The organism is Marinicella rhabdoformis, from assembly GCF_009671245.1.
GTDB classification, from domain to species: domain Bacteria; phylum Pseudomonadota; class Gammaproteobacteria; order Xanthomonadales; family Marinicellaceae; genus Marinicella; species Marinicella rhabdoformis.
This window is the reverse complement of record NZ_VTFS01000002.1, coordinates 1-23,828: the sequence shown is the minus strand read 5'-3', so window position 1 is coordinate 23,828 and position 23,828 is coordinate 1. Positions and strand designations below refer to the sequence as shown.

18 protein-coding genes and 1 rRNA gene are annotated in these 23,828 nt (G+C 42.3%); 12 read left to right on the top strand and 7 right to left on the bottom strand.

Features of this window, described 5'->3' with window-relative positions; translation table 11 throughout:
• The first annotated feature begins 230 nt into the window (after nt 1-230).
• From FET73_RS06355 to FET73_RS06335, 5 genes are all read left to right on the top strand, one after another.
• Nucleotides 231-851: a TetR/AcrR family transcriptional regulator gene (locus FET73_RS06355; RefSeq protein ID WP_154223115.1), complete on the top strand. Its 621-nt coding sequence runs from the start codon at nt 231-233 to the stop codon at nt 849-851.
• Entirely contained in the window at nt 852-3,185 is a 2,334-nt protein-coding gene (locus tag FET73_RS06350) for an acyl-CoA dehydrogenase domain-containing protein (protein WP_154223114.1), read from the top strand.
• A complete protein-coding gene (locus FET73_RS06345) occupies nt 3,166-5,532 on the top strand; it encodes a 3-hydroxyacyl-CoA dehydrogenase/enoyl-CoA hydratase family protein (protein ID WP_154223113.1) in 2,367 nt (788 codons plus the stop codon). Before FET73_RS06350 ends, FET73_RS06345 begins: the two co-directional genes overlap by 20 nt.
• 27 nt (nt 5,533-5,559) lie before the next feature.
• On the top strand, nt 5,560-6,750 hold the full coding sequence (locus FET73_RS06340) for an acetyl-CoA C-acyltransferase (protein ID WP_154223112.1): 1,191 nt from the start codon (nt 5,560-5,562) through the stop codon (nt 6,748-6,750).
• Between the two features lie 412 nt (nt 6,751-7,162).
• Nucleotides 7,163-8,896: a DUF885 family protein gene (locus FET73_RS06335; RefSeq protein ID WP_154223111.1), complete on the top strand. Its 1,734-nt coding sequence runs from the start codon at nt 7,163-7,165 to the stop codon at nt 8,894-8,896.
• A gap of 193 nt (nt 8,897-9,089) precedes the next feature.
• On the opposite strand, the gene FET73_RS06330 is transcribed toward FET73_RS06335, so the two are convergent.
• From FET73_RS06330 to FET73_RS06315, 4 genes are all read right to left on the bottom strand, one after another.
• On the bottom strand, nt 9,090-10,430 hold the full coding sequence (locus FET73_RS06330; RefSeq protein WP_154223110.1) for an FG-GAP repeat protein: 1,341 nt from the start codon (nt 10,428-10,430) through the stop codon (nt 9,090-9,092).
• Nucleotides 10,431-10,643: 213 nt separating this feature from the next.
• Nucleotides 10,644-11,984 (bottom strand): hypothetical protein, encoded by a 1,341-nt coding sequence (locus FET73_RS06325; RefSeq protein WP_154223109.1) that lies wholly within the window; start codon nt 11,982-11,984, stop codon nt 10,644-10,646.
• An 8-nt stretch (nt 11,985-11,992) separates the two neighbouring features.
• Nucleotides 11,993-12,778 (bottom strand): outer membrane lipoprotein-sorting protein, encoded by a 786-nt coding sequence (locus tag FET73_RS06320; protein WP_154223108.1) that lies wholly within the window; start codon nt 12,776-12,778, stop codon nt 11,993-11,995.
• On the bottom strand, nt 12,775-15,276 hold the full coding sequence (locus FET73_RS06315) for an efflux RND transporter permease subunit (protein WP_154223107.1): 2,502 nt from the start codon (nt 15,274-15,276) through the stop codon (nt 12,775-12,777). The genes FET73_RS06320 and FET73_RS06315 overlap by 4 nt, the downstream gene beginning before the upstream one ends.
• Nucleotides 15,277-15,372: 96 nt before the next feature.
• Between FET73_RS06315 and FET73_RS06310 the strand changes: the two genes are divergently transcribed.
• A complete protein-coding gene (locus FET73_RS06310; protein ID WP_154223106.1) occupies nt 15,373-15,702 on the top strand; it encodes an ArsR/SmtB family transcription factor in 330 nt (109 codons plus the stop codon).
• A gap of 112 nt (nt 15,703-15,814) precedes the next feature.
• Here the strand turns inward: FET73_RS06310 and FET73_RS06305 are convergent, their stop codons facing one another.
• Both FET73_RS06305 and FET73_RS06300 read right to left on the bottom strand, forming a co-directional pair.
• On the bottom strand, nt 15,815-16,438 hold the full coding sequence (locus tag FET73_RS06305; protein ID WP_154223105.1) for a TetR/AcrR family transcriptional regulator: 624 nt from the start codon (nt 16,436-16,438) through the stop codon (nt 15,815-15,817).
• A complete protein-coding gene (locus FET73_RS06300) occupies nt 16,438-16,695 on the bottom strand; it encodes an acyl-CoA-binding protein (RefSeq protein WP_179952148.1) in 258 nt (85 codons plus the stop codon). The genes FET73_RS06305 and FET73_RS06300 overlap by 1 nt, the downstream gene beginning before the upstream one ends.
• 81 nt (nt 16,696-16,776) lie before the next feature.
• Here FET73_RS06300 and FET73_RS06295 point away from each other — a divergent pair, with 81 nt between their 5' ends.
• From FET73_RS06295 to kdsB, 6 genes are all read left to right on the top strand, one after another.
• Nucleotides 16,777-18,762 (top strand): SDR family oxidoreductase, encoded by a 1,986-nt coding sequence (locus tag FET73_RS06295; protein ID WP_154223104.1) that lies wholly within the window; start codon nt 16,777-16,779, stop codon nt 18,760-18,762.
• A 147-nt stretch (nt 18,763-18,909) separates the two neighbouring features.
• Nucleotides 18,910-19,515: a MotA/TolQ/ExbB proton channel family protein gene (locus FET73_RS15230; RefSeq protein WP_179952147.1), complete on the top strand. Its 606-nt coding sequence runs from the start codon at nt 18,910-18,912 to the stop codon at nt 19,513-19,515.
• On the top strand, nt 19,512-19,931 hold the full coding sequence (locus FET73_RS06285) for an ExbD/TolR family protein (protein WP_154223103.1): 420 nt from the start codon (nt 19,512-19,514) through the stop codon (nt 19,929-19,931). The genes FET73_RS15230 and FET73_RS06285 overlap by 4 nt, the downstream gene beginning before the upstream one ends.
• Nucleotides 19,928-21,718, top strand: a complete 1,791-nt coding sequence (gene msbA / locus FET73_RS06280) for a lipid A export permease/ATP-binding protein MsbA (protein WP_154223102.1) — start codon at nt 19,928-19,930, stop codon at nt 21,716-21,718. Before FET73_RS06285 ends, msbA begins: the two co-directional genes overlap by 4 nt.
• Nucleotides 21,719-21,786: 68 nt before the next feature.
• Complete coding sequence (gene lpxK, locus FET73_RS06275) at nt 21,787-22,707, top strand: tetraacyldisaccharide 4'-kinase (RefSeq protein WP_218944285.1); 921 nt, start codon at nt 21,787-21,789, stop codon at nt 22,705-22,707.
• Nucleotides 22,704-23,468 carry a 3-deoxy-manno-octulosonate cytidylyltransferase gene (kdsB, locus tag FET73_RS06270; RefSeq protein WP_154223100.1) on the top strand — a complete coding sequence of 255 codons (765 nt, stop codon included), beginning with the start codon at nt 22,704-22,706 and terminating at the stop codon, nt 23,466-23,468. The genes lpxK and kdsB overlap by 4 nt, the downstream gene beginning before the upstream one ends.
• A 246-nt stretch (nt 23,469-23,714) precedes the next feature.
• Here kdsB and rrf read toward each other — a convergent pair.
• Nucleotides 23,715-23,828 (bottom strand): 5S ribosomal RNA (rrf, locus tag FET73_RS06265).

The window sequence follows — 23,828 nt, the reverse complement described above, 5'->3', positions numbered from 1 at the left end:
AATTAACAAACCCCACGTTAAAAAACCCGCGCAGTATAACAACAAAGCCGTCCAAAATAAACCGCTAATGCTTGAAATGCTTGAGTTTAAGCCACTCTTTTATTGCACCAAACTTCCGGAAATTGAGGTTAAAATCACCAAACAATTCAAACGTATTAAACGAACGTTTGAATTGCCTTTGATGCGACCATTCGATACAATGCCATCAATTTCAAAAAGCGCTTGTTAGCATGACCACTTTATCTACCAAAGACCGCATCCTAAACACCACCGAGCAACTGATAGCAGAACATGGATTTTCCGGCATTTCAATCAGAAAAATCAGCCAAGCAGCACAAAGTAATTTGGCTGCCATCAACTACCACTTTGGTAACAAACAACAGTTGATAAACGAAGTATTAGAACGCCGCTTGAATAACCTCTTTGCCATCAGGCAAAGCATGTTAGATGAATTAAATCAGGGTGAAAAACAAGCCTGTGTTCTTGAACAAGTGCTGCATGCTTTTATTGCACCCGCCTTGTTTATGATCAATGACAAAAACCAAGGCGGAAAAACGTTCATGATTGTTTTGGCTCGCGCCTATGCTGAACAAGGTGAGCATTTGCATCAATTGATGACGACCAAATACACCGACACCATCAAGGCTTTTGCCGACGCAATTCATCAATCGGCACCACATTTGGATAAAGAAACTGTCTTTTGGCGGTTTCACTTCATCATTGGCTCTCTGACCTATGCGATGAGCGATTTTGGCGCCTCCAGCATGTCAAAACAAATGACAGAGTCTGAGTATTTCAACAAATCTGTTGAGGAATTGATTAAGTTCGCTCTGCAATCACTTCAGGCTTAAATGTTAAGCTACTTCTTCGCACTCTTTACCCTATCAGTCACAGCGGCTTATTATCGCCTGCCTTTTTGGCTGCTTTCTGTGTTGTGGTTTTTAACGCCTTTTGTCTTTTACAAACTCAAGTTCATCACCAATACACAAGGCATCATTACCTTGTTCTTGCTGCTCAATGCGATGGCTTTGATTAACATTCGCCCCATTCGGCGATGGTTAGTCACCATCCCTATGCTTCATGGACTCAATAACAAAGATCAAAATGCCTGGCGTAAATTCAGTCGCATTGATGACGGTTGGTTAACTACAAAGTTTGAGAAGAACTTGTTCAATGGCAATCCTGACTTCAAAACAGCACTGCTCCACTCTCCTGCGACATCTCAAAAAGTAAAACAACTGTTCAATGCCATAGAAAAACAAACCACAACGACTGCTTCTGCTTTTCCAGAATATTTGGCATCACTTGGATTGCAGGGAATTTTAACTCCTGAACAATACGATGGACTGGGATTGACTCCATATGAATGCACACAAGTCATTGAACGCATTGCCAGTCATGAGCCTTTACTGGGTGCAGCTGTGGGCATTTTAAGCTGCGAGTCTGCCATTACTTTGATTAACCACCATGGTTCAAAAGAACAAAAAAGACAATATTTACCAGCATTTGCTCAAGCTGAAAAACAAGTTTTTCTGAATCCAACTTTTTTATATGAACTACTGGAAAACAACCAGTCTTCAATTGAAGGTCGAATAGACAGCGAAGTTCACGACAACAAAACCATTCATGGCATCAGGCTGAGTTTTGATGATGTTATTGTCATGGGTACAAACAAATCATCGGTGTTTTACTTGGCCATTCATGTCACAGATTTCACCAATGAATTAAGTAAAAAAACCAAACTCGGCACCGCCTTGTGCCTCTTTGATACTGAAAGAGATGACATTAAAGTGCGCCACGGCAACCCCACTTTCAAAGGTTTGTTTCAGTACTACCACCTGTCAGCAGATAACATTTTCATACCCCTAAGCCAAATCATTGGGGGCTTTGGTGCGGTTAACCAAGGCATCAAACAACTCTACCAGTTACAATCATTTGCAGCAGGTATTTGGCCCGCTGCAGTATCATTGCCGATACATCGAAGTGGTACGTTAATTTCGTGGCACTTTTCTCACATCAAAAAACAAAACAGCCGTGCCTTGCTCGATTACCGTTTGGTGAAGAAACAATTAATCCGACAATTCAGCCACAGTCAAAGACTCAAATTACTCAACCAAATGGCCATGTCCGGCAACAACAAAAACATGAGTTACAGTCACATACTGTTTAAAAACTCTATCCTTGATGCCTCTTTAGACCAGTTGACGTGGTTGCGCACCATATTGGGATCACACGCACATAACATCAAAGGTGAAAATAACCTCAACCAATACTTCCGCATCAAGCATTTAAGTATGGAGCTGGATGGTGACAGCCATGAGATCAACCAATTGCCATTGATGAAAAAAGTGGCACTCTCTTCACATCCTTGGTATGCCAAGGAAATTGCATTGATGTCGGAACCTAAGGTTGACCCCAAACTATTAGACCGTTACCTGTTCAAACACATGGGATGGGTTATGCACCAATTGGCTAAGGTCTGGGTTTATGCCGTCCGCACATCATGGTTTGGTCGTTTGTTTTGGCGCAGGAAAAAACGCCAAAACTTCATCAAACGCATCAGTGCCAGTTATGCTTTCATTGCCGACTTGGCATTGATTAAGTGGTCATTAAAAAAAGACAGCAACACCGAATTCACAGGGTATTTAGCGACATGCAACCAACACTTATTGATGTTGATGGTCTTGATCCAAGCTTACGAACAACAAAGTGATAACCCAGCTGAAAAATGGCTGCTTAAACAATCATTAAAAGACAGTTTCTACCTCAGTCAAAGGGCACTTAACCAGTGCATAAACAGTGCTTTTTCTCGCTTTGGTGCCTTGGCCCTCAAAGTCATGATATTCCCTTTTGGCAAACCCTTTCATCAGGCCAGCTTTTCACCCAAGGGTGATTATGACCTGTCACAAGTAGAAGCCAATGGCAACAAGCCACACAGCATATTGCAACAAATCGCCGATGCCTCAAAGCAATTGTCTGCAGTACAAAGCATAGAACACGCCGTGAGCAATGCCACTGGCACGGCGTTAACAACAAAGAATCACCAGGTGCTGATTAACCGCACCTTAGCCGCAGGCATCATCAGCGTCGAACAAGCGGAACAAATCAGGGCCGCATATGACGCCATATTAAATATTCAACTGATTAACCATTTTGGAAATAAAGATGAAACTCAAGAAAATTAAAAAAGTCGCCATCTTAGGCGCAGGCGTGATGGGCGCGCAGATTGCAGCCCATTTCTCAAACGCCGGCATACCCACATTATTGTTTGACCTCGCAGCAACGAAAGGTCCTAAAAACGGCATTGTCAACAAAGCCTTGGCAGGATTAAAAAAACTCAAGCCTGCACCCTTAGGTGACGCTTCAGTTTTAGGCTTGATAGAAGCGGCTAATTATGAAGAAGATTTGGCTAAATTAAAATCAGCTGATTTGATTATTGAAGCCGTTGCAGAGCGGATGGACATCAAAAAATCAGTCTATGACATGGTCGAAGATTACATCGCTGAAGATGCCATCTTCACCACCAACACATCAGGACTGAGCATCAATGAATTGGCCTCAGTACTTCCCGCCTCATTACAAAGTAAATTCTGTGGCGTTCATTTTTTCAACCCACCGCGTTACATGCACTTGGTTGAAATCATTCCGACAAACAACACCAACCCACAAGTCATATCAGACTTAGAAGCCGTGTTGACCATGGTTGTGGGCAAAGGCGTCATCATTGCCAAAGACACACCCAACTTCATTGCCAACAGAATAGGCGTGTTCTCAATCGTTTCAACCATGCACCATGGCGCGGCCTTTGGCATCCCTTTTGAAACCATTGACGCATTGACTGGTGTCTTAATTGGACGACCCAAATCGGCCACTTTCAGAACGGCTGATGTGGTGGGTTTAGACACCTTGGCGCATACCATAACAACAATGAAAAATGGTTTGCCTGATGATGCTTGGCAGCCACATTTTGAACACCCTGCTTGGATGACAGCCCTGATTGAAAAAGGCGCTTTGGGTCAAAAAACACGTGCAGGTGTTTACATGAAGAAAGGCAAAGACATTTTGGTCATGGACACAGAGCAAGGTGAATACCGACCGCAAAATGCCGAAATCGACCCACAAGTTTTAGAAATTCTAAAAAAAGGCAAACCACAAGAACGTTTGCTTAAATTACAGGCATTGAAAGATTCACCGCAAGCACAGTTCTTGTGGTCTATTTACCGCGACCTGTTTCATTACTGTGCAACACAATTAGAAGACATCGCCGACTCGGCGCGCGACATCGATTTTGCTATTCGTTGGGGCTTCGGTTATGCGCAAGGCCCCTTTGAAACATGGCAAGCTTCAGGCTGGAATGACATCGCCGCCTTGATTCAACAAGACATCAGCAATGGATTGGCCATGGCGAACACTGACCTGCCGGCTTGGGTTAATGAAGTTGAAGGCGCTCACATGGCAGCAGGTTCATATTCTGCAGCCGAAAACACATTCATACCACGCTCAAACGCTGAAGTGTATTCGCGTCAGCTGTTCCCAGATCGCTTGATCTCTGAACAAGCCAATTATGGCGAAACCATTTTTGAAAATGATGATTTCAGGATGTGGCACCAAGGTGATGGCATCGCTATTGCTTCATTCAAAACCAAGAAACACATCATTTCTCGTGACGTCTTAGATGGCATCAGAAAAGCGGTATCAATTGCAGAACAAGACTACAAAGGCCTGATCATTTGGCAAACAGAAGAGCCGTTCACTCTGGGTGCTAATTTGGCTCCTGCAGCACAAGCGATTGCTTCAGGCCAAGTGGCACAAGTTGATGAATTGGTCGACGTGTTCCAACAAACATCACAATCATTACGCTTCTCATCGGTGCCAACAGTCATCGCTGTTCGGGGCATGGCTTTGGGCGGCGGTTGTGAATTCTCAATGCAGGTGTCATCTGTTGTCGCGGCATTTGAAACCTACATTGGCCTGGTTGAAGCAGGCGTGGGCTTGTTACCAGCCGGGGGTGGTTTAAAAGAAATTGCACGCCGTACAGCTGCTGAATCATTTGGTAAAGACCTCTACCCCATGCTTGAACATTACTTCAAGAAAGTGGCCATGGCCGCAGTGGCAGGCAGCGGTACAGAAGCCAAAGCTTGGGGCTTTTTGAAACCATGTACTGACATCGTATTCAATGCGCATGAGTTGTTACATGTGGCCAAAGCCAAAGTGACTTACTTGGCAGACAAAGGGTATGTATCACCAGCTGAAGAACAAAACATCCGCGTCGCGGGTAAACCGGCGATTGCCAATATGGAAATGATTTTGGCCAACATGTTAGAAGGCCACATGATTTCTCCACATGATTACCAAATTGCCAAACGCATCGCGATTGTGATTGCTGGCGGTTATGTCGATGCCGATTCGATGGTATCTGAACAGTATTTACTCGATCTTGAGCGCAAATACTTTATGGAGCTGATTCAAATGCCGAAAACATTGGCACGAATTGAACACACTTTAACCACCGGCAAACCATTACGTAACTAATAGTGCGTAATTGATAGGAGAATCAAAATGAAACCAGTATATATAGTAGAAGCTGTCAGAACGCCGATTGGTAAAGCGCCACGTGGCATGTTCAACAAAACCCGTCCAGATGACTTGTTGGCACGTTGTTTGTCAACCATCATTGGTCGCAACCCATCTTTCGACCCACAAAGCATTGGCGACATCGTTATCGGTTGTGCCATGCCAGAAGCAGAACAAGGCATGAACGTGGCTCGAATTGCCGCCTTGTTGGCCGGCTTACCAGAAAGTGTACCTGCCATGACCATCAACCGCTTTTGTTCATCCGGCATCCAAGCAGTGGCGATTGCCGCTCAACAAATTGCCACGGGCCAAATGGACGCAGCAATAGCCGGCGGTACTGAAAGCATGAGCATGGTACCCATGATGGGGCACAAAATTGCCATGAACCCGGCCGTATTCGAAGATGACCAAGTGGCTATAGCCTACGGCATGGGCATCACAGCAGAAAAAGTGGCCGAACAGTGGGAAGTGAGCCGTGAAGCACAAGACACCTTTGCTGCCAAGTCACACGAAAAAGCCATTCACGCGATTGAAAATGGTTACTTCGATGAAGAAATCATCGACTTTGAAATCAAGTCATCAAAACCTGACCTGAACAGTCGCGACGGTGGCATCATCACATCAAGCCGCATGGTTGACACAGACGAAGGCCCAAGACCCGGTTCAACACCAGAAACTTTGGCCAAACTTCGCCCTGTGTTCCGCATGGGTGGCTCAGTCACCGCAGCCAACTCGTCACAAATGTCAGACGGTGCGGGCGCATTGTTGTTATGTAACGAAGAAGTATTGAAACGCGACAACCTAACACCGATTGCCGTCTTCCACGGTTTCTCAGTGGCCGGTGTGCCACCTGAAATCATGGGCATCGGCCCAATCAAAGCGATACCTAAAGTATTGAGCTTAACAGGCATCAAACAAGACGACTTGGATTGGATCGAGTTGAACGAAGCCTTCGCCGCACAGTCATTGGCGGTCATGGGCGAGTTAGACTTGAACCCAGAAAAAGTCAATCCAAACGGCGGCGCGATTGCCTTGGGCCATCCACTGGGTGCCACAGGTGCTTGTCGTGCAGCCACAGCCATCCACGGCTTGCGCAGAACCGGAGGTAAATACGGCATGGTCACCATGTGTATCGGCACCGGCATGGGTGCCGCAGGCATCATCGAAGCCTTGTAAGTTGGCTTCAGCAGAAACTAAAAAGGCCGCTGATGCGGCCTTTTTGATTTTACAATAAAATAACAGTGAATATTCTGTAGGTTGGCTCTGAGCGAAGCTAATCCCAACAACTTGGTTAAGTCGAAACTTAGTGTTGGCCTGTGCGTTGCTCGCCTAAAGCCCCTACTGTTGGTGGCTCAACCTACCGTACTGTTGCAAAGCAAACATACCAACAATAATTTTTCCCAAAAACTGTAAGCAAATTAAATGTTGAGTGCTGCCACTGCCTGTTAATGAACGCACCGCTGAAGCTGACTCCTTGGAAGTATTAAAATTATTGGACGTGGATTTTACTCAGTCGCAGATGTAAGATTGATATTGATATTGAAATAAATACCTTAGCCACTCTCTAAATAATAGAAATTCTATCAAAATGAAATCCGCACAAAAAACACTCTTTACACTGCTCTTTTTCCTGAGCACCACATCGTGGTCGCATGGCCTTGATGAGACATACATCAGTGAATGGAAAAAGTTCTATCCATCAAAATCATTATCAAAAGGAATTCATGCTTCCATATTTCAGTTTGAAGATTATTCCAAAAGCAACATTGAAAAATGGCTTGGTTTTAATGAACAAGTTTTATTAAAGCTTTCAGAAATCGATGCTGATACAGACGCTGATATTGATGCAATTGATGCCCGATTACTGCGTGTTCAAGTGCTGTCAGAAATAGATCAGTGGAAAAAGTTGTCTTTGCACAAAAGTTCTCTGCAGCTGTACACAAGGCTAATTGCTCGTGCTTTCAATCCCATATCAAAAGCAGATTATTTAATTGCACCTGAAAAAAATGATTTGGTTTGTCATCGGCTTCAGCAAGTAACAAAACTGAGTCATGCTGCAAAAAGCAACCTCACAATGGTTGCCGAAGATGATTTATCCAAAGGCATCAAAAGTCTCAGTGCCACTTTGGCGTTTTACAAAAATAACTTGAGTCAATCTCTTAAACCTGAAATTTCAACAATAAAGTGTCAAGACTTCAACTTGAAACGACAAAATGCAATAAAGAGCTTGGATGAGTTACATTCATTTGCAACAAGCAAACTCAGTACAAACGCTTTAAAACCTAAGAAAATTATTGGTTACGATGAATATGCCAGAAGGCTTAAATTGTACACAGACAGCGAATTGACACCCGAAGCGCTTGCTCAAATGGCATTGGAAGAAATAGAACTTGTTAGAACCTTAATGGGTGACGTTTCAAAAACGTATTTAAAAGCGACCTACCCTGACGAACCTATACCAGATAATTACAATGAGCTTACTGCCAAAGCACTTGGTGACATGGAAAAGGATGCGCCTTTAAACGCTGAAGATTACCTTCAGTTCTGGAACCAACTCTCGGCGGCGGCTGTTCAATTCATCGAAAATAATGAAATCGTTACATTGCCAAAGAACAACACCCTGCGCATCATAACTGCTCTTGAAAGCGCGGGTCCTGCCGCCAGAATTGGCTGGGTAGCCAGTGCACCGCCTTTTGACCCAAACCCAATCACCACATTGAACCTACCGTCTATTCCTGAAACACTGCCAAAGCAAGAGCAAATAGACTTCTGGGCATCATTCAATAAGCCATTCAATCGAATGATCGTCATCCACGAATTATTTCCGGGTCATTACATGCAGCTCAAAATAAGCAGAGAAACTGCGCACCCAGTTCGTTTGTTATTTCCTTATGGTACTTACATAGAAGGTTGGGCGACATTCACAGAAAAAGTACTGCTTGATGCTGGCTGGGAAAAAGAGAATCACTTGACCTATTTGGCACATTTACGCAAACGGCTTGAAAATGCAAACCGGGCATACACCTCAATGCAAGTACATTGCAATGGATGGAGTCAAGATCAGGTCATGAAATTTTCAACCGAGACATCTTTACTGGCACCACAATTTGCAAAAAGCCTTTGGGGTAGGATCATGAGTTCACCCATGCAATTAACATCCTACTTTTTAGGTGGAAGCCAATTCACAAAATTATTACATGCTGAAAAAGAGCGCCTTGGAAGCCAATTTAGTTTAAAGCTTTTCATGGATACAATCATGAAAGCTGGCCCCATTCCAATTGATGAATTTTACAAAATCTTTGTATTAACCACACCCAATTAAACTATGAAACGTATCGAAATAAGACCAGGATACTCCATTTCAACAGTTCGTAGATCGGGCTCCGGCCATTAAAATTAATTGCAACTATTTAAAAACGGATCACCAACTTACTTTGAAAATAGGTATTTTAATAGAACCTAGTGTCCAGTAAATTGGGGGAGCTACATACTGACTCCTTTATTTCCAATTTGATCTATTTTTCACCTTCAAAACCATCCATGTATATTCTTTCAAAGGGGTTGACTGGTAATGAATAGATATATGATGATCCAGAATCTATATAAGCATCCTCATTAAGAAAATCACCTATCAAAGCAGTATTTCCAAAAAGGCTGGTATCCGATCCATACATGTCACCTTCTTCTCGATCAGATGCAGTTAATATGTGTGAAAGGTACCAGTTAACCCCATTAAAATCATATACATACACATAACCAGGTAATGGATCAACATTATAACTTGTTCCTGGTGCTGATACCAAAGCTCTTGATTTATTTAAACTTACAGAATCTCCAAAATTGTCTTCAGCGGATGGATCACCTGAAAAAAGCTTCTGTTTCTCTATCCAGTTTTTACCGTCAAATTCAAAAATGTATGCAGAGCCGGAAGAGTCAAGCCCACTTGTATCGCTAAAAGAAGAACCGACTAAAATATTATTTCCATTTATTGTTGATGAAATCCCAAACCTATCGTTAGTACTCCCATCAGTTGGGGTAAGTTTTTGATCTTGAACCCAGGCTTTGCCATTAAACTTAAAAACATATGCTGAACCAGAAGCAGAACCGTTATCATCATCTAATATTGCAGAAACTAAAGCATTATTTCCAGACAAACTCACAGAATATCCAAACCTATCATTGTCAGAAGCATCATTTGCATTTAACCGCTGGACTTCGGTCCATTGATTGCCATTAAACTCAAAGATATATGCCGACCCGGAGTCATTTTCATTTTCATCGTCGTAAATTGCGCCAAATATCGCACGATCTCCATCTAATTCCATTGATATTCCAAACCTATCACCCAGTACTCCATCAGATGATGAAAACTTTTGTTTTTCCTCCCAAAATCCATCAACATTTTCATAATAATAAACTGCACCTGACTGTATACCATTAACCGGACTTGCTGATGATATCAATGCTCTATTTGCATTCATACTAATTGAGTAACCAAAACCATCAAAGGCAGCTGCATCACTGGCGTTAATTTTTTGTGTCTGTATCCAATTTGCACCATCAAATTCATAGGCATAGACTGCACCTGATTGGTCTTCTGGGTTATTACGGTTTTTAGCTGAAATTAAAGCTCGGTTTTCCCAAACGCCAACTGCAGAACCAAATCGAGCATTGCTTTGAGGGTCTGAAGGTACCAACTTTTTTTCGATAGGGACAGCTTGTGATATGTCCTGTGTGTTTGAAACATTAAAACTTGGGGTTTTATTAACTCTTACATTTTTGTCTGTTGTATTTGAATAAACAGGATTCCCAAAAAATAGTACTGCAAGACCTGTCATTATAAAAAATTCAAACATCGCTAAAAAAACATTTCATAGAACAGAAATTATATTACAAAAAGCCACTGGGAAACCAAGGACATGCATCTCTTTAAACACATTGTAGTGAATTTACTACAAGTGGGAGAACAAACCAGGACAGGCATCCCGTTCAACATATTGAAATAGTAAAGGGATGAAATAGTAAAAGGGTTCAGTACCCTTTATTTCATAACGAAACAAATAAGCCATTCAAAACTGATACTTCACATTGAAATAGGCATTGCTGCTTTTTTCAAATTGACCAAAAAAGCTGTTGTTTCTTTTGTCATCGAATAAATTGGCACCGACATCAAAGCGCCAGTGGTCGTTGTGGCGGTATTGTATGTTGGGGCGCAGGTAGCTGTCTTCGTCTGTGGGTGAGTAGAAAGCGAATAATGACCACGTTGTTTTGTCTTGGTGTGTCATGTAGTTTAATCTTTGCGTCCACACTTCGCGGTGCGCGCGACTGGTCACATCATGTGTTTGTTCGACATAATACTGTGTTGACCAATTGAGCTTTTTTACCAATTCATGTTCATAGCCTAACAACCAACGGTTCTGTCCGTTTTTTACATTGGGCATTTTGCCTAATTTGTCGTCTAGGGCTCTGTGTTGTGCCGCTTCAATATTGAACAATCCACCCCACAAGCTGCCACGCACACTGAAGCCCAGACTTTGCTTGCGGTGAAAAGTCGGTAAGCCCTCGTTATTACTGCCTTCTGGTGTTTTTTCAAAACCATGGTAAGCATAAACAGCATACTCAATGCCTTTGTGCTGCTTGAACAGGCGCAATGCGTATTCAGGTTTGTTGGGCTTGTCGGCTTTGATTACTTCTTGACCACCGATTAAGCTTTGAGCCGCTGGTGAATACAAGGCAAAGCGTTCGCCATTGATGTATCGGTCTGGTTCAAATTCTGGTGTGATGACCCAATCGACATTGAATGGTTTGAAATAATGCTGCATTCGCAGTGCATTGGCGGGTGCTTTTAAATAGGTCACATCTCGGCCTGAGAAAAAAGATTGCCAATCTTTTGGGAAGAAATCATTCAAGAACAACAAATCGCCAGTGCCCCAAGTGCTGATTTGTCGCCCCAGACTGACATCTGTATTTTTGCCCAAACTGAACGACAACGACACATCACGCCAATCCACAAGGGCTTCACTCAACACATCGTCATACATTACATCGGCTTTGACATTCAAGTCATAGCCATCGACTTGATATAACATTTCTCCATGGAAACGCCAGTCATGCAAGGTCTGTTGTCGCTTGAACAAATCATCATCTGATGTTCGCATGCCCAAGCCGTATGCCACAAAACCCGTCCATTGCAAGTCAGAAGTCGCTTCATCACCACTTGTTTCATCACTTACTTCGGCCCAAGCCTCGTCACCCCACAAGTCAGCTTCGCTTTCTTGAATGACAGGTGCGTCTTCAACAACCTGTTTATCTTGAGTAACTTGCTTATCTTGAACATCCTTGCTGTCTTGGGCAAAAACCATTGAGGTGAACAATAACAGTGCTAAAGCCAATGATTGTATCTTAACCATGATTATATTTATTTGCGTGGTGGATTTTTTAAAGCACGGCTGGTGAAGTCTGCTTCAGTCAAACCCACATCATATTGTGGATTACGAAAAGCCATGAGTGTGTGTCCGCCGGTATTCAAGTTGCTTACTTTCGATTGCATCACCGTCGCATGGCCTTGCACTTCTTCAACCTTCAACACTTCGACTTGGCGGTATTTTTTACCCTGTTTATCGAAGTAACTGACCTCTATCGGCAAAAAGGTCTGCTTATCTATGTTCATGGTGTAATAAGAAAACTCAACAGCATCCGCATCTTTTGGCGTGCTTTTGATGGCATAAAAATCACCATCCTGTGAAGTGACTTCATGCACATCTGCTTTAGGGTGACGGCCTGAAACGTCTTCATAGAAAAAGTCACTGCCAACAAAACTGCTGCGATTGTCACTGGCCGCAATGCGCTTTTCTAAATCCAATGCGGGTAAATATAACCACCTGTCGTCATCGCCTTCGGCTTTTTTATGGACTAAAAAAACCGTGCCATTGACGTCACTGGGTCTTGAAAACACCACCAAAAAGTTTTGATCACCGTTATCCACTTCACCACTCATGATGTCTTTTCTGTAGATAACAAATTGACGCATTTGTTTATTGCCTTGGGCATCAACAATCATCATGCGCGCATCACTGCGGCCATCATCACCGGCATAAAAGGATGCCTGATTGGCACGCGCAATGATTTCTTCTACAGACAAGTCATTGGAATACACTTGCCCACATATTGAAATACTCAATACCATTAATATCAATCTAATCATTTAAATACCCACTTTTTAACAAACATCAACATCGCCGGTAACAACAACAAAGTCACCGAAGCCGACACGGCCATAATCAAGGCCAAAACAAAACCCACCGTTACATAAGGCATCAGCGGCGCCAACAATAAGGGCGTAAACCCTAAGGCAATAACGACCGCATTGCGGCTGATGGCAGTGGCCGGTTCTTCAAACATCAAACGCATGGTGATACCAAAATCTTGATGCTCAGCATACAAATCTCGCGCCCTTTGCAAAAAATGTATCGCAAAATCGACCGACAAGCCCAAGGTCAAAGAAGACAACACCGCAATGGGCATGTCATAATCCTTACCCAACCAGCCAATCAATCCATATATAAAGGTGATCGTGATGGTCAGAGGCAACATGGCCAACACACCAAAAATAACACTGCGGAACAACAACACCATCATGACAAAAACCACCACAAAGGCACTGGCCAAACTCATCGCCATGCCGGCCACCATTTCTTGTTGCCAGACTTGGTTAAGGTAGGTTTTACCTGCCCACTGTAAACTGACGTTTTCAGGTAATGGCTGAGTCGCAACAAAAGCATCAACAGCGTCTATAACACGGCTCATGTCTTGGTTGTCACCACTGGTTAACTGAAGCCACAATACGGTTTGGTTATAGTCTGTGCTGACAAAATGCCACAAGTCTTGTGGTCTGTGTGATGACTGGTATTGTAATAAAGTTTGTGCCACCCCTGCTTTGGAATCAGGCAGTCTGTAATCACTTGCTGTTCCAGTCAACAACTCCCTATAAACGGTTTTAACCACTTCTGGCAAACCATTACTTTTTCCAACCAAACCACTTTGTTTAAGGGCTTCTTGTAACTGCTCGATATATGTTAATGCTTCTGGATTCTGAAAGTAACCACTTTGGCTCAAGCCTTCGCTGACAATGTCAATGACCCGATCCAATGCGTCAGTATCTTCTGCATCAAAAGCAGCTTCATCTGCCCAGGCCAGCAAGTTTTGCCACTGAACAGTGACCGGTTCATCACCTGCTAAATACTGGGTGACAGCAGCTTTAATGGCATCATCATTGACTTCTAATAATGACGCGTTCACTTGTGCTATTAAATCAGGGTCACTGTGTTGCAACACAATATAAGCATCGTAAGTGCCCGCAAAATGTTCATTTAACACCTCGTCAGCAATTCGAATCGGGTGGTCTGCTTTGAACCAACGCACGGGATTGTCATTGATTTGGATTTTACTCACGCCCCAGGCACTCAAACCACTGAGCACCACAAAAAACAACAGCAAGGACATCCGTTTATTAAGCGCAAAGATGCCCCACTTTTTCAAGTTCCATTGTTTTAGGCCAACACCTGTTGATTTACGTGTTTGCAGGTTTTTCAATGCCGCTTCATCTAAACTGATTAAATAAGCAGGAACAAACAACATGGTCAAAGCAAAAGCCAAGAAAATACCTGAAGCGACAAAGGCTCCGAAAACTTGTACAGGCGGAATCGGTGTCAGCATCAAGGAAGCAAAACCAACAGCTGAAGTCACAGAGGTGAACAACATCGGCTTAAACAAATGGTTCATCACTTGTTCAACCACATCTCGTTTGTCTTTGCCTTTTTGATACTGTTCTGTGAAGTCCGACATGATGTGAATGGAGTCAACAACAGCAATCGGCATCAGGAATATAGGGATCATTGAACTCATGATGTGAACGGTGTACCCCATACCAATCATCACACCCATGATCATGATGCATGTCGCCATCGCCACCATCATGGGCGCAGCAATGAATTTTAAATTTCTGAAATACCACCACATCATGATACAAATCATCAAAGCCGCCAAGGGTGCAGATATTCCCATTTGTACAAACATCTGGTAGCCAAAAGTGTCTTCAGCAACCGGCAATCCCGTGATGTGAAAAACGTCATCACCAGATAATGCATCTATGGTTTGTTGGATCTCCGTGGCTATGCGGTGTGATTCATCTTTGCGTTCTATTGGCACATAAATGGCTGCTGCTTTACCGTCTTCAGAAACCAAAGTGTTTTTCAACAAAGGCAAGCGTTCCACTTGAGTTGCGACCCATTGTGCTTGCATCTCATTTTCAGGTGATGATTTCATCAACCACTCAAACTTTAATGCGCCAGTTTCCGTTTGGCTGACATTGTCCACATGTGATAAGGCCATCAAGTCATAAGCAATCACACCTGCTGTGTTTGCAGCTTTGTTGGCCACTTCGGTCATATTTGCCAATGATTTCGGATTGAACACACCTTGTTCATTTACCATACCGATGACAATCATGTCATGTAACTGGAATTTTGTCTTAATTTGGTTGTGAAACACCCGATCAAGTTGCGATTCAGGCAACATATTCTCAGGATCCGTGTCTATTTGTATCAGGGGAATCAGTGCAGCTGTGATTAAAGTCACCAGACCAACCGCCCAAAACACCACTTTTGGCCTTTTCAGTGCCCAATATAAGAAAAATGACTTCATAAAATCTCGACTTGTTGTTTTACGCCATTATATTAGAATTTTCTAATATGGCAAGTAAAAACTTGTAATGAGCAAAAAAATAGGCATAATGCCCGCATGAACGTAACCAGTAACATTCCATTAGAGCGCATGTTGGAACACTCCCAACAAGCCACTTCTTTGCTGAAAATCCTGGCCAATCAGCACAGGCTTATGATTTTGTGTATGTTACATGATCAAGAACTTTCAGTGAGTGACATCAATGAGTTAATACCTCAATTAAGTCAATCTGCTTTATCTCAGCACTTGGCCCAACTCAGGGAAGCGGATTTGGTACAAAACCGCCGTGATTCACAAAGTATTTATTACTCTTTGACTGACAGCAAAGCCGTATCTATCATCCACTTATTGCATGACATGTATTGTGGTGCCGAAATACCTTCGTAAAAAGCCTGCCTTCGTAAAAAGCTTGCCTTCGTAAGAAGGTTACCTTCACGAAAAACTACCCTCGAAAAAAGACAGCTTTGATAAAAGACGTTCAGAGATTAAAGCTTAATACTTATAAAAACTGAGCTGACAACTGGTTAAGCAAAGCCTTTTGCTTGTCATCAAGAAAAGGTGCAATCATTTGTAAAATGTGAAAGATACCGTGAGATAATTTCTTTTGCTCATCAAACTCATCATCAAAAATCGCGATAGAATAGTTCAACCAAAAAGTTGAAGTCAGTGCAATTTGATCCGCCAAATTCCGCACCGTTGCGTCATCAGCTTTAACCACTTCAAGCTCTTGAAGTTGCTCCAATATGGCCAGTGCAGTTTGTGACTTAAGTGCCAAAATGTGACGAAAATGACGCTTAAGAAACTCTATGCGGTTCATCAACTGAATCAAGTTTCTATAAAGGAAACGGTATTCTACGATGACATCAAAAACCATGTTCAGATATAGCCACATAGATTTCATGCTAGCGGTTTGAATTTCTGGCACCACCAAAGCTTCCTTTATTTTTCCTTCATATTGAAGAAAAATCTGCCAAATGATGTCGTCCTTGCTTTTAAAGTGGTAATACAAATTTCCTGGACTGATGTCCATTTCATCGGCAATGTGGTTCGTGGTGACATTGGGCTCACCCTCTTCATTGAACAACCGCAATGCAGTGGCAATGATGCGGTCTTTGGTTTTCATCAGCCTACCAGTTTGTTCACTAGGTCGATGTACTGTTGCTGTGCATCTTCGCTGGTTGTGCCTTTTAATTGTTCCCAGGCTTCATATTTGGCTGCGCCAACGAAGTCAAAAAATCCAGGCTTGTCACCTTGAACATCTCCAACAGCCCCTTGTTTGTATAAAGCATAGAGCTTCAACAAAGTGCCATCGTCAGGTTTTGAGCTTAAAGTTTTTATCTCTTTCTGTGCATTCTCAAATGCATCATTCAAATCAGTCATGGTAAGATATTAGCAAATTTATTCCGCTTCATTTGACACGATTTTAGAGGTCGGGTCAATCTAATTACAGGAGAAAACTCTATGTCGTATTTCTTAACAGGCGCATCTGGCTTCGTAGGCAGGCATTTATTAGAAAAATTATTTGCCCGCAAAGGTGAAATTTATTTACTGGTCAGAAAAGAGTCAAAAAAGAAATTACAAGACATGCTGGATGGCATTGTAGCACCAAGCAAGAGAATTCACCTAATTACCGGTGATTTAACAGAAAAAAACCTGGGCATAAGCAAGAAAAACATCGATGCAATGAAAGGCAAGGTCAAGCACTTTTTCCACTTGGCTGCGATATATGACATGAGTGCCAGCATGGAAGATCAGTTGGCTGCCAATGTTGATGGTACAAAACACGCCGTACAACTGGCTGAAGCCATCAAGGCTGGCTGTTTTCACCACACATCTTCAATTGCTGCTGCGGGCATGTACCCTGGCGTATTCCGAGAAGACATGTTTGAAGAAGCGGAAGGTTTAGACCACCCTTACTTCAAAACCAAACACGATTCTGAGGCGATTGTTCGCAAAGATTGCAACATTCCGTTTCGTATTTATCGACCTGCCATGGTATTAGGCCATTCCAAAACAGGTGTGATTGATAAAATTGATGGGCCTTATTATTTCTTCAAGTTAATTCAGAAAATGCGAAAAATTTTCCCTCAATGGATGCCAATGATGGGCTTAGAAGGCGGTCGTTTAAACATGGTTCCAGTCGATTATGTTGTTGACGTCATGGACCACATCGCACACCAAAAAGGTTTGGATGGTGGCTGCTTCCACATCACGGATTCAAATCCAAAACGCATTGGGACAGTCTTGAATATTTTTGCAGATGCGGCCAATGCACCACAAATGAACATGCGAATCGATGCACGTGTTTTTAATTTTGTACCCGGCGCTGTCAAACAAGGCTTGATGATGCTCTCACCAGTAAGGCGCATTCGCAAGCAGTTGATGAATGACATCGGCATTCCTCCTGGCGTTTTAAAGTTTGTTAATTACCCTACTCGCTTTGATGATCGTGAAACGCAGAAAGCTTTAAAAGGCTCTGGCATCAAACTCCCTAAGTTGAAAAAATACGCTTTCCGTCTTTGGGATTACTGGGAACGTAACCTCGATCCAGATTTGTTTGTTGATCGTTCATTGTCTGGCCGTGTGGCAGGCAAACGAGTGATGGTTACCGGTGCATCTTCTGGTATCGGTCATGCCGTGGCAATGATGTTAGCGGAGAAAGGCGCACACTTGATCATCGTGGCCAGAGGCTTAGAAAAACTTGAAGAAACAGCCAAAGAAGCGAAAGCATTAGGCGCAGAAGTGTCTATGTACAGTGCAGATTTATCTGATGAAAAATCTGCTTTGAAGTTAGTTGAAGATGTCAACAATGATTTAGGTGGTGTTGATATTTTGGTGAACAATGCAGGCCGATCCATTCGCCGCTCAATTGCATTATCATATGACCGTTTTCATGATTTTGAGCGCACCATGGACCTCAACTACTTCGGTTCTTTGCGTTTGATTATGGGATTCTTACCTGGCATGTCAGAACGAAAGTTTGGTCAAATCATCAACATTTCATCAATTGGTGTATTGACCAATGCACCAAGATTCTCAGCTTATGTGGCTTCAAAAGCGGCATTGGATGCTTTTTCAAGGTGTGCCGCTGCTGAGTACAACGATTTGAATGTGGCGTTCACCACAATTAACATGCCATTGGTTCGTACACCCATGATCGCACCGACCAAAATGTATAACAACGTACCAACCATTTCTCCTGAAGAAGCGGCCTTGTTTATTAAAGATGCCATCATCAGACGTCCTCAAAGAATCGCCACAAAATTGGGAGTATTTGCTCAAGTGATGCATGCCGTTATGCCTAAATCTATGGAGGTTGTTATGAATTCTGCTTTCAACATGTTCCCAGATTCTGCTGCAGCTAAAGGTGATAAATCTGCTGCACCTAAAGAAGTTTCACCTGAACAGATGGCGTTTGCCAGCTTAATGCGTGGTGTTCACTGGTAACCAGTGACGCCCTACCCACGCTGAACACCACGTTCAGCGTGGGCTTTGTAATTCAGCATTCAGTACATCTACAGGTTTTACTGAATTTTTCTATTTAATTGATTAAAATAGCTGTTTTTTTAATTCCCAACTTAAAAGGAGTGGCCTGTGTTTGAAATTGTAGCCAGTGGCGGTGTTGTGATGATTTTCTTGTTAATTTTAATGGCTTTGGCCATGATGATTATTGGCGAACGTTTTTGGAGCCTACGAGACAAAGAAATCATTCCAAGTGACTTGCCAGCGCAAGTCATAGATTGGTCCAAAAAGAAAAATTTAGACGCCAAGCACATTGAACAATTAGCAGAAAACTCACCTTTAGGGTACTTAATGGCTGCGGCTTTACACAAACGCCACGCCCCTAGAGAACAGATTGTAGAAGCAGTAGAAGATGCTGGAAGACATGTGTCACATCAATTAGAAAAACCATTAAACTGGCTCAGCGCCATAGGCGAAGTTTCACCTTTGTTAGGTCTGTTGGGCACAGTAATTGGTATGATGAAAGTGTTTGCCAACATCATGGAATTCGGTGTCGGCGATGCCAACCAATTGGCTGGCGGTATTTCTCAAGCACTGACCACTACTGCAGCTGGCTTGATTGTTGCCATACCCACCGTTCTTTTTTACAGGCACTTTAAGAATAAAATTGCTGACCAAACCATAGTCATGGAACAACAAGTCATGCAATTAATTGATTCTATGAGCGAAAAACAATGAAAATTTCGAGTTCAGAATCAGAAAGGCGCAACCTGAATCTGACGCCTTTGATTGATGTTGTTTTTTTGCTGCTGATTTTCTTTATGGTCAGCACCACATTTGAAAAACAATCAAAACTTAAAATTGAGCTGCCTGAAGCCAGTGCTGATGCTGTGGCTTCTGTCCAAGAAGACTTGGTTATATCAATCAGTAAAAATGGTGCTTTTTATGTCAACAACAACGAAGTACCAAATGCACAAACAGCTAATTTAACCAAAGCCTTGCGTGCCATTGCAAAAGACGACAGAGACATGCCAGTTATCTTAAAAGCTGATGCCAATGTGGCCCACAAGCATGTTGTACTCGCTATGGATGTGCTGGGCAACATGGGATTTTCTGCGGTATCAATGGCCACAACTAAAAGTACACAACAGTGAACGAAAACAGTAACAAGCTGAAAAAAGCACACTCGAAGCACACCAACAAAGATAACAAGCCCAAAGCTTCTTACAGCCAACTGTTAATGTATGCTAGGCCTTATCGTCTGGTTTTATTTTTGGCTTTCATGGGTGCTTTGATTGATGCTGCCATGCAGGCATCTTTTGCTGCCATGTTGAAACCCATATTAGACAATGGTTTTGCCCAACAAGATCCGAAATGGATCAGCTTGATTCCCGTGTTGATCATTGGCGTATTCATCATTCGGGCTTTTGGTAATTTCGTTGCCGCTTATGGCTTTACTTGGACCGGACGAAAGATAGTCAATGATTTAAGACGACAAGTATTCAGTCGTTACCTAAAACTACCACAAAAATTTTACGATGAGCATGCCGCGGGCGGATTGATATCACGCATCACATACGATATTGAACAAATTGCAACAGGAGTCACCAAAAGCTTAATTCAAATGCTCAGAGAAGCTTTGGCTATTGTCATGTTCCTCAGTGTCATGTTTTATTACTCAGCCAAACTGGCTGTCGTTGCTTTTATCGTTTTTCCTGTGGTTGCTATAATCATCCGAATAATTAACAAAAGATTCCGTAAAATTGGTCGAAGCATACAAGGGTCTGTAGCGCGCATCACACAAATTGTTGAAGAAGTCGTCAAAGGACAGAAAATTGTCAAAATTTTCAAAGGTGAAGCAGATGAACACAAAAGATTCAACCACAACATCAAACAAAACAGGCAGTTACAAGTCAAGATAGTAGCCACACAAGAAGTGACTTCTTCTACGATACATCTGATGATTGCCATTGCATTATCGGTCATCATGTATTTGGCAGCCAAGTCAAATATGTCTCCAGGTACTTTCATGGCATTCATGACAGCGATGCTCGCATTGATGCCTTCTATCAAGCGTCTGTCCCAAGTTTTTGCTGCCATTCAAACGACGTTGGCAGCAGCTGATAGTGTCTTGTATATACTTGAACAACCGATTGAAGAAGACCATGGCCAATCAGAGTTAGCACCTGGACCAATGTCTCTGAGTTTTGATTCGGTATATTTTTCTTATGAAAATGATGAAAAAGGCAAACCCATTTGGGCAATAAAAGATTTCAATCTGAAAGTCAAAGCTGGACACGTGGTGGCACTGGTTGGCGCGTCAGGAAGTGGCAAAACCACTGTCGCCAATTTATTACCCCGATTTTACGATATCAACCAAGGCAGTATAAACATCAACGGCAAAAATATTCACGAACTGACCCTCAGTAACTTGCGTGACCACATAGCGGCCGTAAGCCAAGAAGTTGTGCTGTTTAATGACACAGTACGAAACAACATTGCCTATGGCAGCAACCAACTTAAATCTGAAGCTGAGATCATTGAAGCAGCCCACAAAGCCAATGCTTTATCATTCATACAAGAACTTCCTGACGGTTTTGATACCATGTTAGGTGACAATGGCACGCGACTGTCCGGAGGACAACGTCAACGCATAGCCATAGCCAGAGCCATACTTAAAGATTCGCCGATATTGATTCTGGACGAAGCCACATCAGCACTGGACACAGAATCAGAACAACACATTCAACAAGCTTTACAACATGTTATGGAAAACAAGACCACACTGGTCATTGCTCACCGTTTATCAACAATTGAAAATGCTGATACTGTTGTTGTGATGCATCATGGCCAAATTGCTGAGCAAGGTAGTCACAAAGAACTGATGGCCAAACGAGGTCTATACGCCCAATTACAACAAGCACAGGCACTGACAAACTAATGAGTCACAATGAAGATAAAGTCAGAGCCATTTGGTATGGGGGTCAATCACCGAGCTTTGGTGCACGTATGTTGTCTAAAGCTTTTCAAAAAATAGCTGCTCTTCGCAGGAAGGTATATCGATTAGGCTTACTTCGCAGCACCCAATTAAAAGTACCTGTAATCATAGTTGGTAATATAACTGCGGGCGGTGGTGGTAAAACGCCGATGGTCATTTGGTTGGTGAATCATTTGAAAACATTGGGTTATAAACCAGGCATCATCTCACGAGGTTATGGTGGTAAGAGAAAAGTCGAGCCAATGTTTGTAACACCACATGCCGATGCACATGCTTCAGGAGATGAAGCGCTGTTAATGGCACAAAAAACACAAGCACCCGTGATGGTTGGAAAGGACAGAGCTAAAGCTGGTAAACAACTAATTGCCCAGTACAATGTCAATGTTATTGTTTCAGATGATGGTATGCAGCATTATGCCTTAAAGCGAGATATAGAAATAGTCATGTTAGATGCCAAGTGGCAAACTGGAAATAACATGTTTTTACCAGCAGGTCCATTACGAGAACCTTTAACTCGGCTTGATGAAGCAGATATTGTTATTTACAAAGGTAGTTTTCCGGATAAACACCATTACGAACTCGGTATTAAATCAATTTACCCTTTAGGGCACCCATCAAAACAAATAGATATAACAACTTTCAGAAGCCAAAAAATTCATGCTGTTGCTGGTATTGCTAACCCAAACAGTTTTTTCAATTTATTATCAAAAGAAGGTTTGGCTATTATTAAAAAACCTTTACCAGATCACCATGAAATAGCATTTGATGACTTATGCTTTGATGATGATTACCCTATAATGATTACAGAAAAAGATGCCGTAAAATGTGATCAATTTGATAGCAAAAACATCTGGGTTGTGCAGCTAAAAATTATAATGAAGCCAGATACAATACACCAAATAAATGGATTGATTGAGGGCTTAAAAAAATGAAAACAGATTTTGTTATTTGTATCCCTGCCCGCTATCAATCAACACGACTACCCGGAAAGCCATTAATTCAGATTAAAGGGAAACCATTGATTCAATGGGCTATAGAGTCCGCCAACAAATTAGGTGCTTTGGAAGTGGTAGTTGCTACTGACGATAAAAGAATTTTCGATTTCGTTGAATCACTAGGACAAAAAGTTGTAATGACTCAAAATAACCACCAGTCAGGAACTGATCGAATTGCAGAATGTGCGCAAATCATGAATTGGCCTGATGAGACATTGGTATTAAATTATCAAGGTGATGAACCTTTGGTGCCCAAAGAAAATATCAACGCGGTACTGCAACTGTTTGAACAACATGATGACATCAGCATTGGAACTTTGTATCAAGAAATAAAAACCATTGAAGATGTTTTTAACCCTAATTTGGTTAAAATCGTTACTGAAACCAACGGTAAGGCCTTGTTTTTCTCGCGAGCCCCTATCCCCTGGTCTCAACATCTTTTCAACCATACTGGTACGTCTGAACTTCCAGAACATGTTTCTTACAAACACCACATTGGTTTGTATGTTTACAGGGTGTCATTCCTCAAAGACTTTTCACTTTTACCTCAGACCGAATTAGAAAGAGTAGAATCTCTAGAACAACTTAGGGCACTTTCTACAGGCCATAAGATTGCCACAGCAAAAGCACTTTTACCAACGCCTCATGGTATTGATACGCCAGAAGACATTGTTACTTTTGAGAAAACAATACAATAAATGTAGGCCTTAATCACCATTAAAACAACGCCTAGAAACAACATAGGCGGGTACGATAGCAGCATGTCATCTCATTACAACCTGCGATCCCGGTAATACCCCCAGCTGAAAATAACATACTCAAATAAGGAATTTACCTTTCAAGCCTTAACCATTTTATTAAGGCTTTTTTTACATTTGTTGATGTTCAATAAATTTAAGGCAAAAAAAAGCCCCAACATATGTTGAGGCTTTTTTAGTATAAGATCCTGGCGATGTCCTACTCTCACATGGGAACTCCCACACTACCATCGGCGATGCTACATTTCACTTCTGAGTTCGAGATGGGTTCAGGTGGTTCTATAGCTCTATTTTCACCAG

Excerpts from the sequence above, each read along its gene's own strand:
- kdsB (WP_154223100.1), top strand. The coding sequence starts at position 22,704 with ATGAAAACAGATTTTGTTATTTGTATCCCTGCCCGCTATCAATCAACA.
- FET73_RS06335 (WP_154223111.1), top strand. The coding sequence starts at position 7,163 with ATGAAATCCGCACAAAAAACACTCTTTACACTGCTCTTTTTCCTGAGC.
- FET73_RS06300 (WP_179952148.1), bottom strand. The coding sequence starts at position 16,695 with ATGACTGATTTGAATGATGCATTTGAGAATGCACAGAAAGAGATAAAA.
- FET73_RS06350 (WP_154223114.1), top strand. The coding sequence starts at position 852 with ATGTTAAGCTACTTCTTCGCACTCTTTACCCTATCAGTCACAGCGGCT.
- FET73_RS06325 (WP_154223109.1), bottom strand. The coding sequence starts at position 11,984 with ATGGTTAAGATACAATCATTGGCTTTAGCACTGTTATTGTTCACCTCA.
- FET73_RS06355 (WP_154223115.1), top strand. The coding sequence starts at position 231 with ATGACCACTTTATCTACCAAAGACCGCATCCTAAACACCACCGAGCAA.
- FET73_RS06285 (WP_154223103.1), top strand. The coding sequence starts at position 19,512 with ATGAAAATTTCGAGTTCAGAATCAGAAAGGCGCAACCTGAATCTGACG.
- FET73_RS06345 (WP_154223113.1), top strand. The coding sequence starts at position 3,166 with ATGAAACTCAAGAAAATTAAAAAAGTCGCCATCTTAGGCGCAGGCGTG.
- FET73_RS06305 (WP_154223105.1), bottom strand. The coding sequence starts at position 16,438 with ATGAAAACCAAAGACCGCATCATTGCCACTGCATTGCGGTTGTTCAAT.
- FET73_RS06330 (WP_154223110.1), bottom strand. The coding sequence starts at position 10,430 with ATGTTTGAATTTTTTATAATGACAGGTCTTGCAGTACTATTTTTTGGG.
- FET73_RS06320 (WP_154223108.1), bottom strand. The coding sequence starts at position 12,778 with ATGATTAGATTGATATTAATGGTATTGAGTATTTCAATATGTGGGCAA.
- FET73_RS06295 (WP_154223104.1), top strand. The coding sequence starts at position 16,777 with ATGTCGTATTTCTTAACAGGCGCATCTGGCTTCGTAGGCAGGCATTTA.
- FET73_RS06310 (WP_154223106.1), top strand. The coding sequence starts at position 15,373 with ATGAACGTAACCAGTAACATTCCATTAGAGCGCATGTTGGAACACTCC.
- lpxK (WP_218944285.1), top strand. The coding sequence starts at position 21,787 with ATGTTGTCTAAAGCTTTTCAAAAAATAGCTGCTCTTCGCAGGAAGGTA.
- FET73_RS06340 (WP_154223112.1), top strand. The coding sequence starts at position 5,560 with ATGAAACCAGTATATATAGTAGAAGCTGTCAGAACGCCGATTGGTAAA.
- FET73_RS06315 (WP_154223107.1), bottom strand. The coding sequence starts at position 15,276 with ATGAAGTCATTTTTCTTATATTGGGCACTGAAAAGGCCAAAAGTGGTG.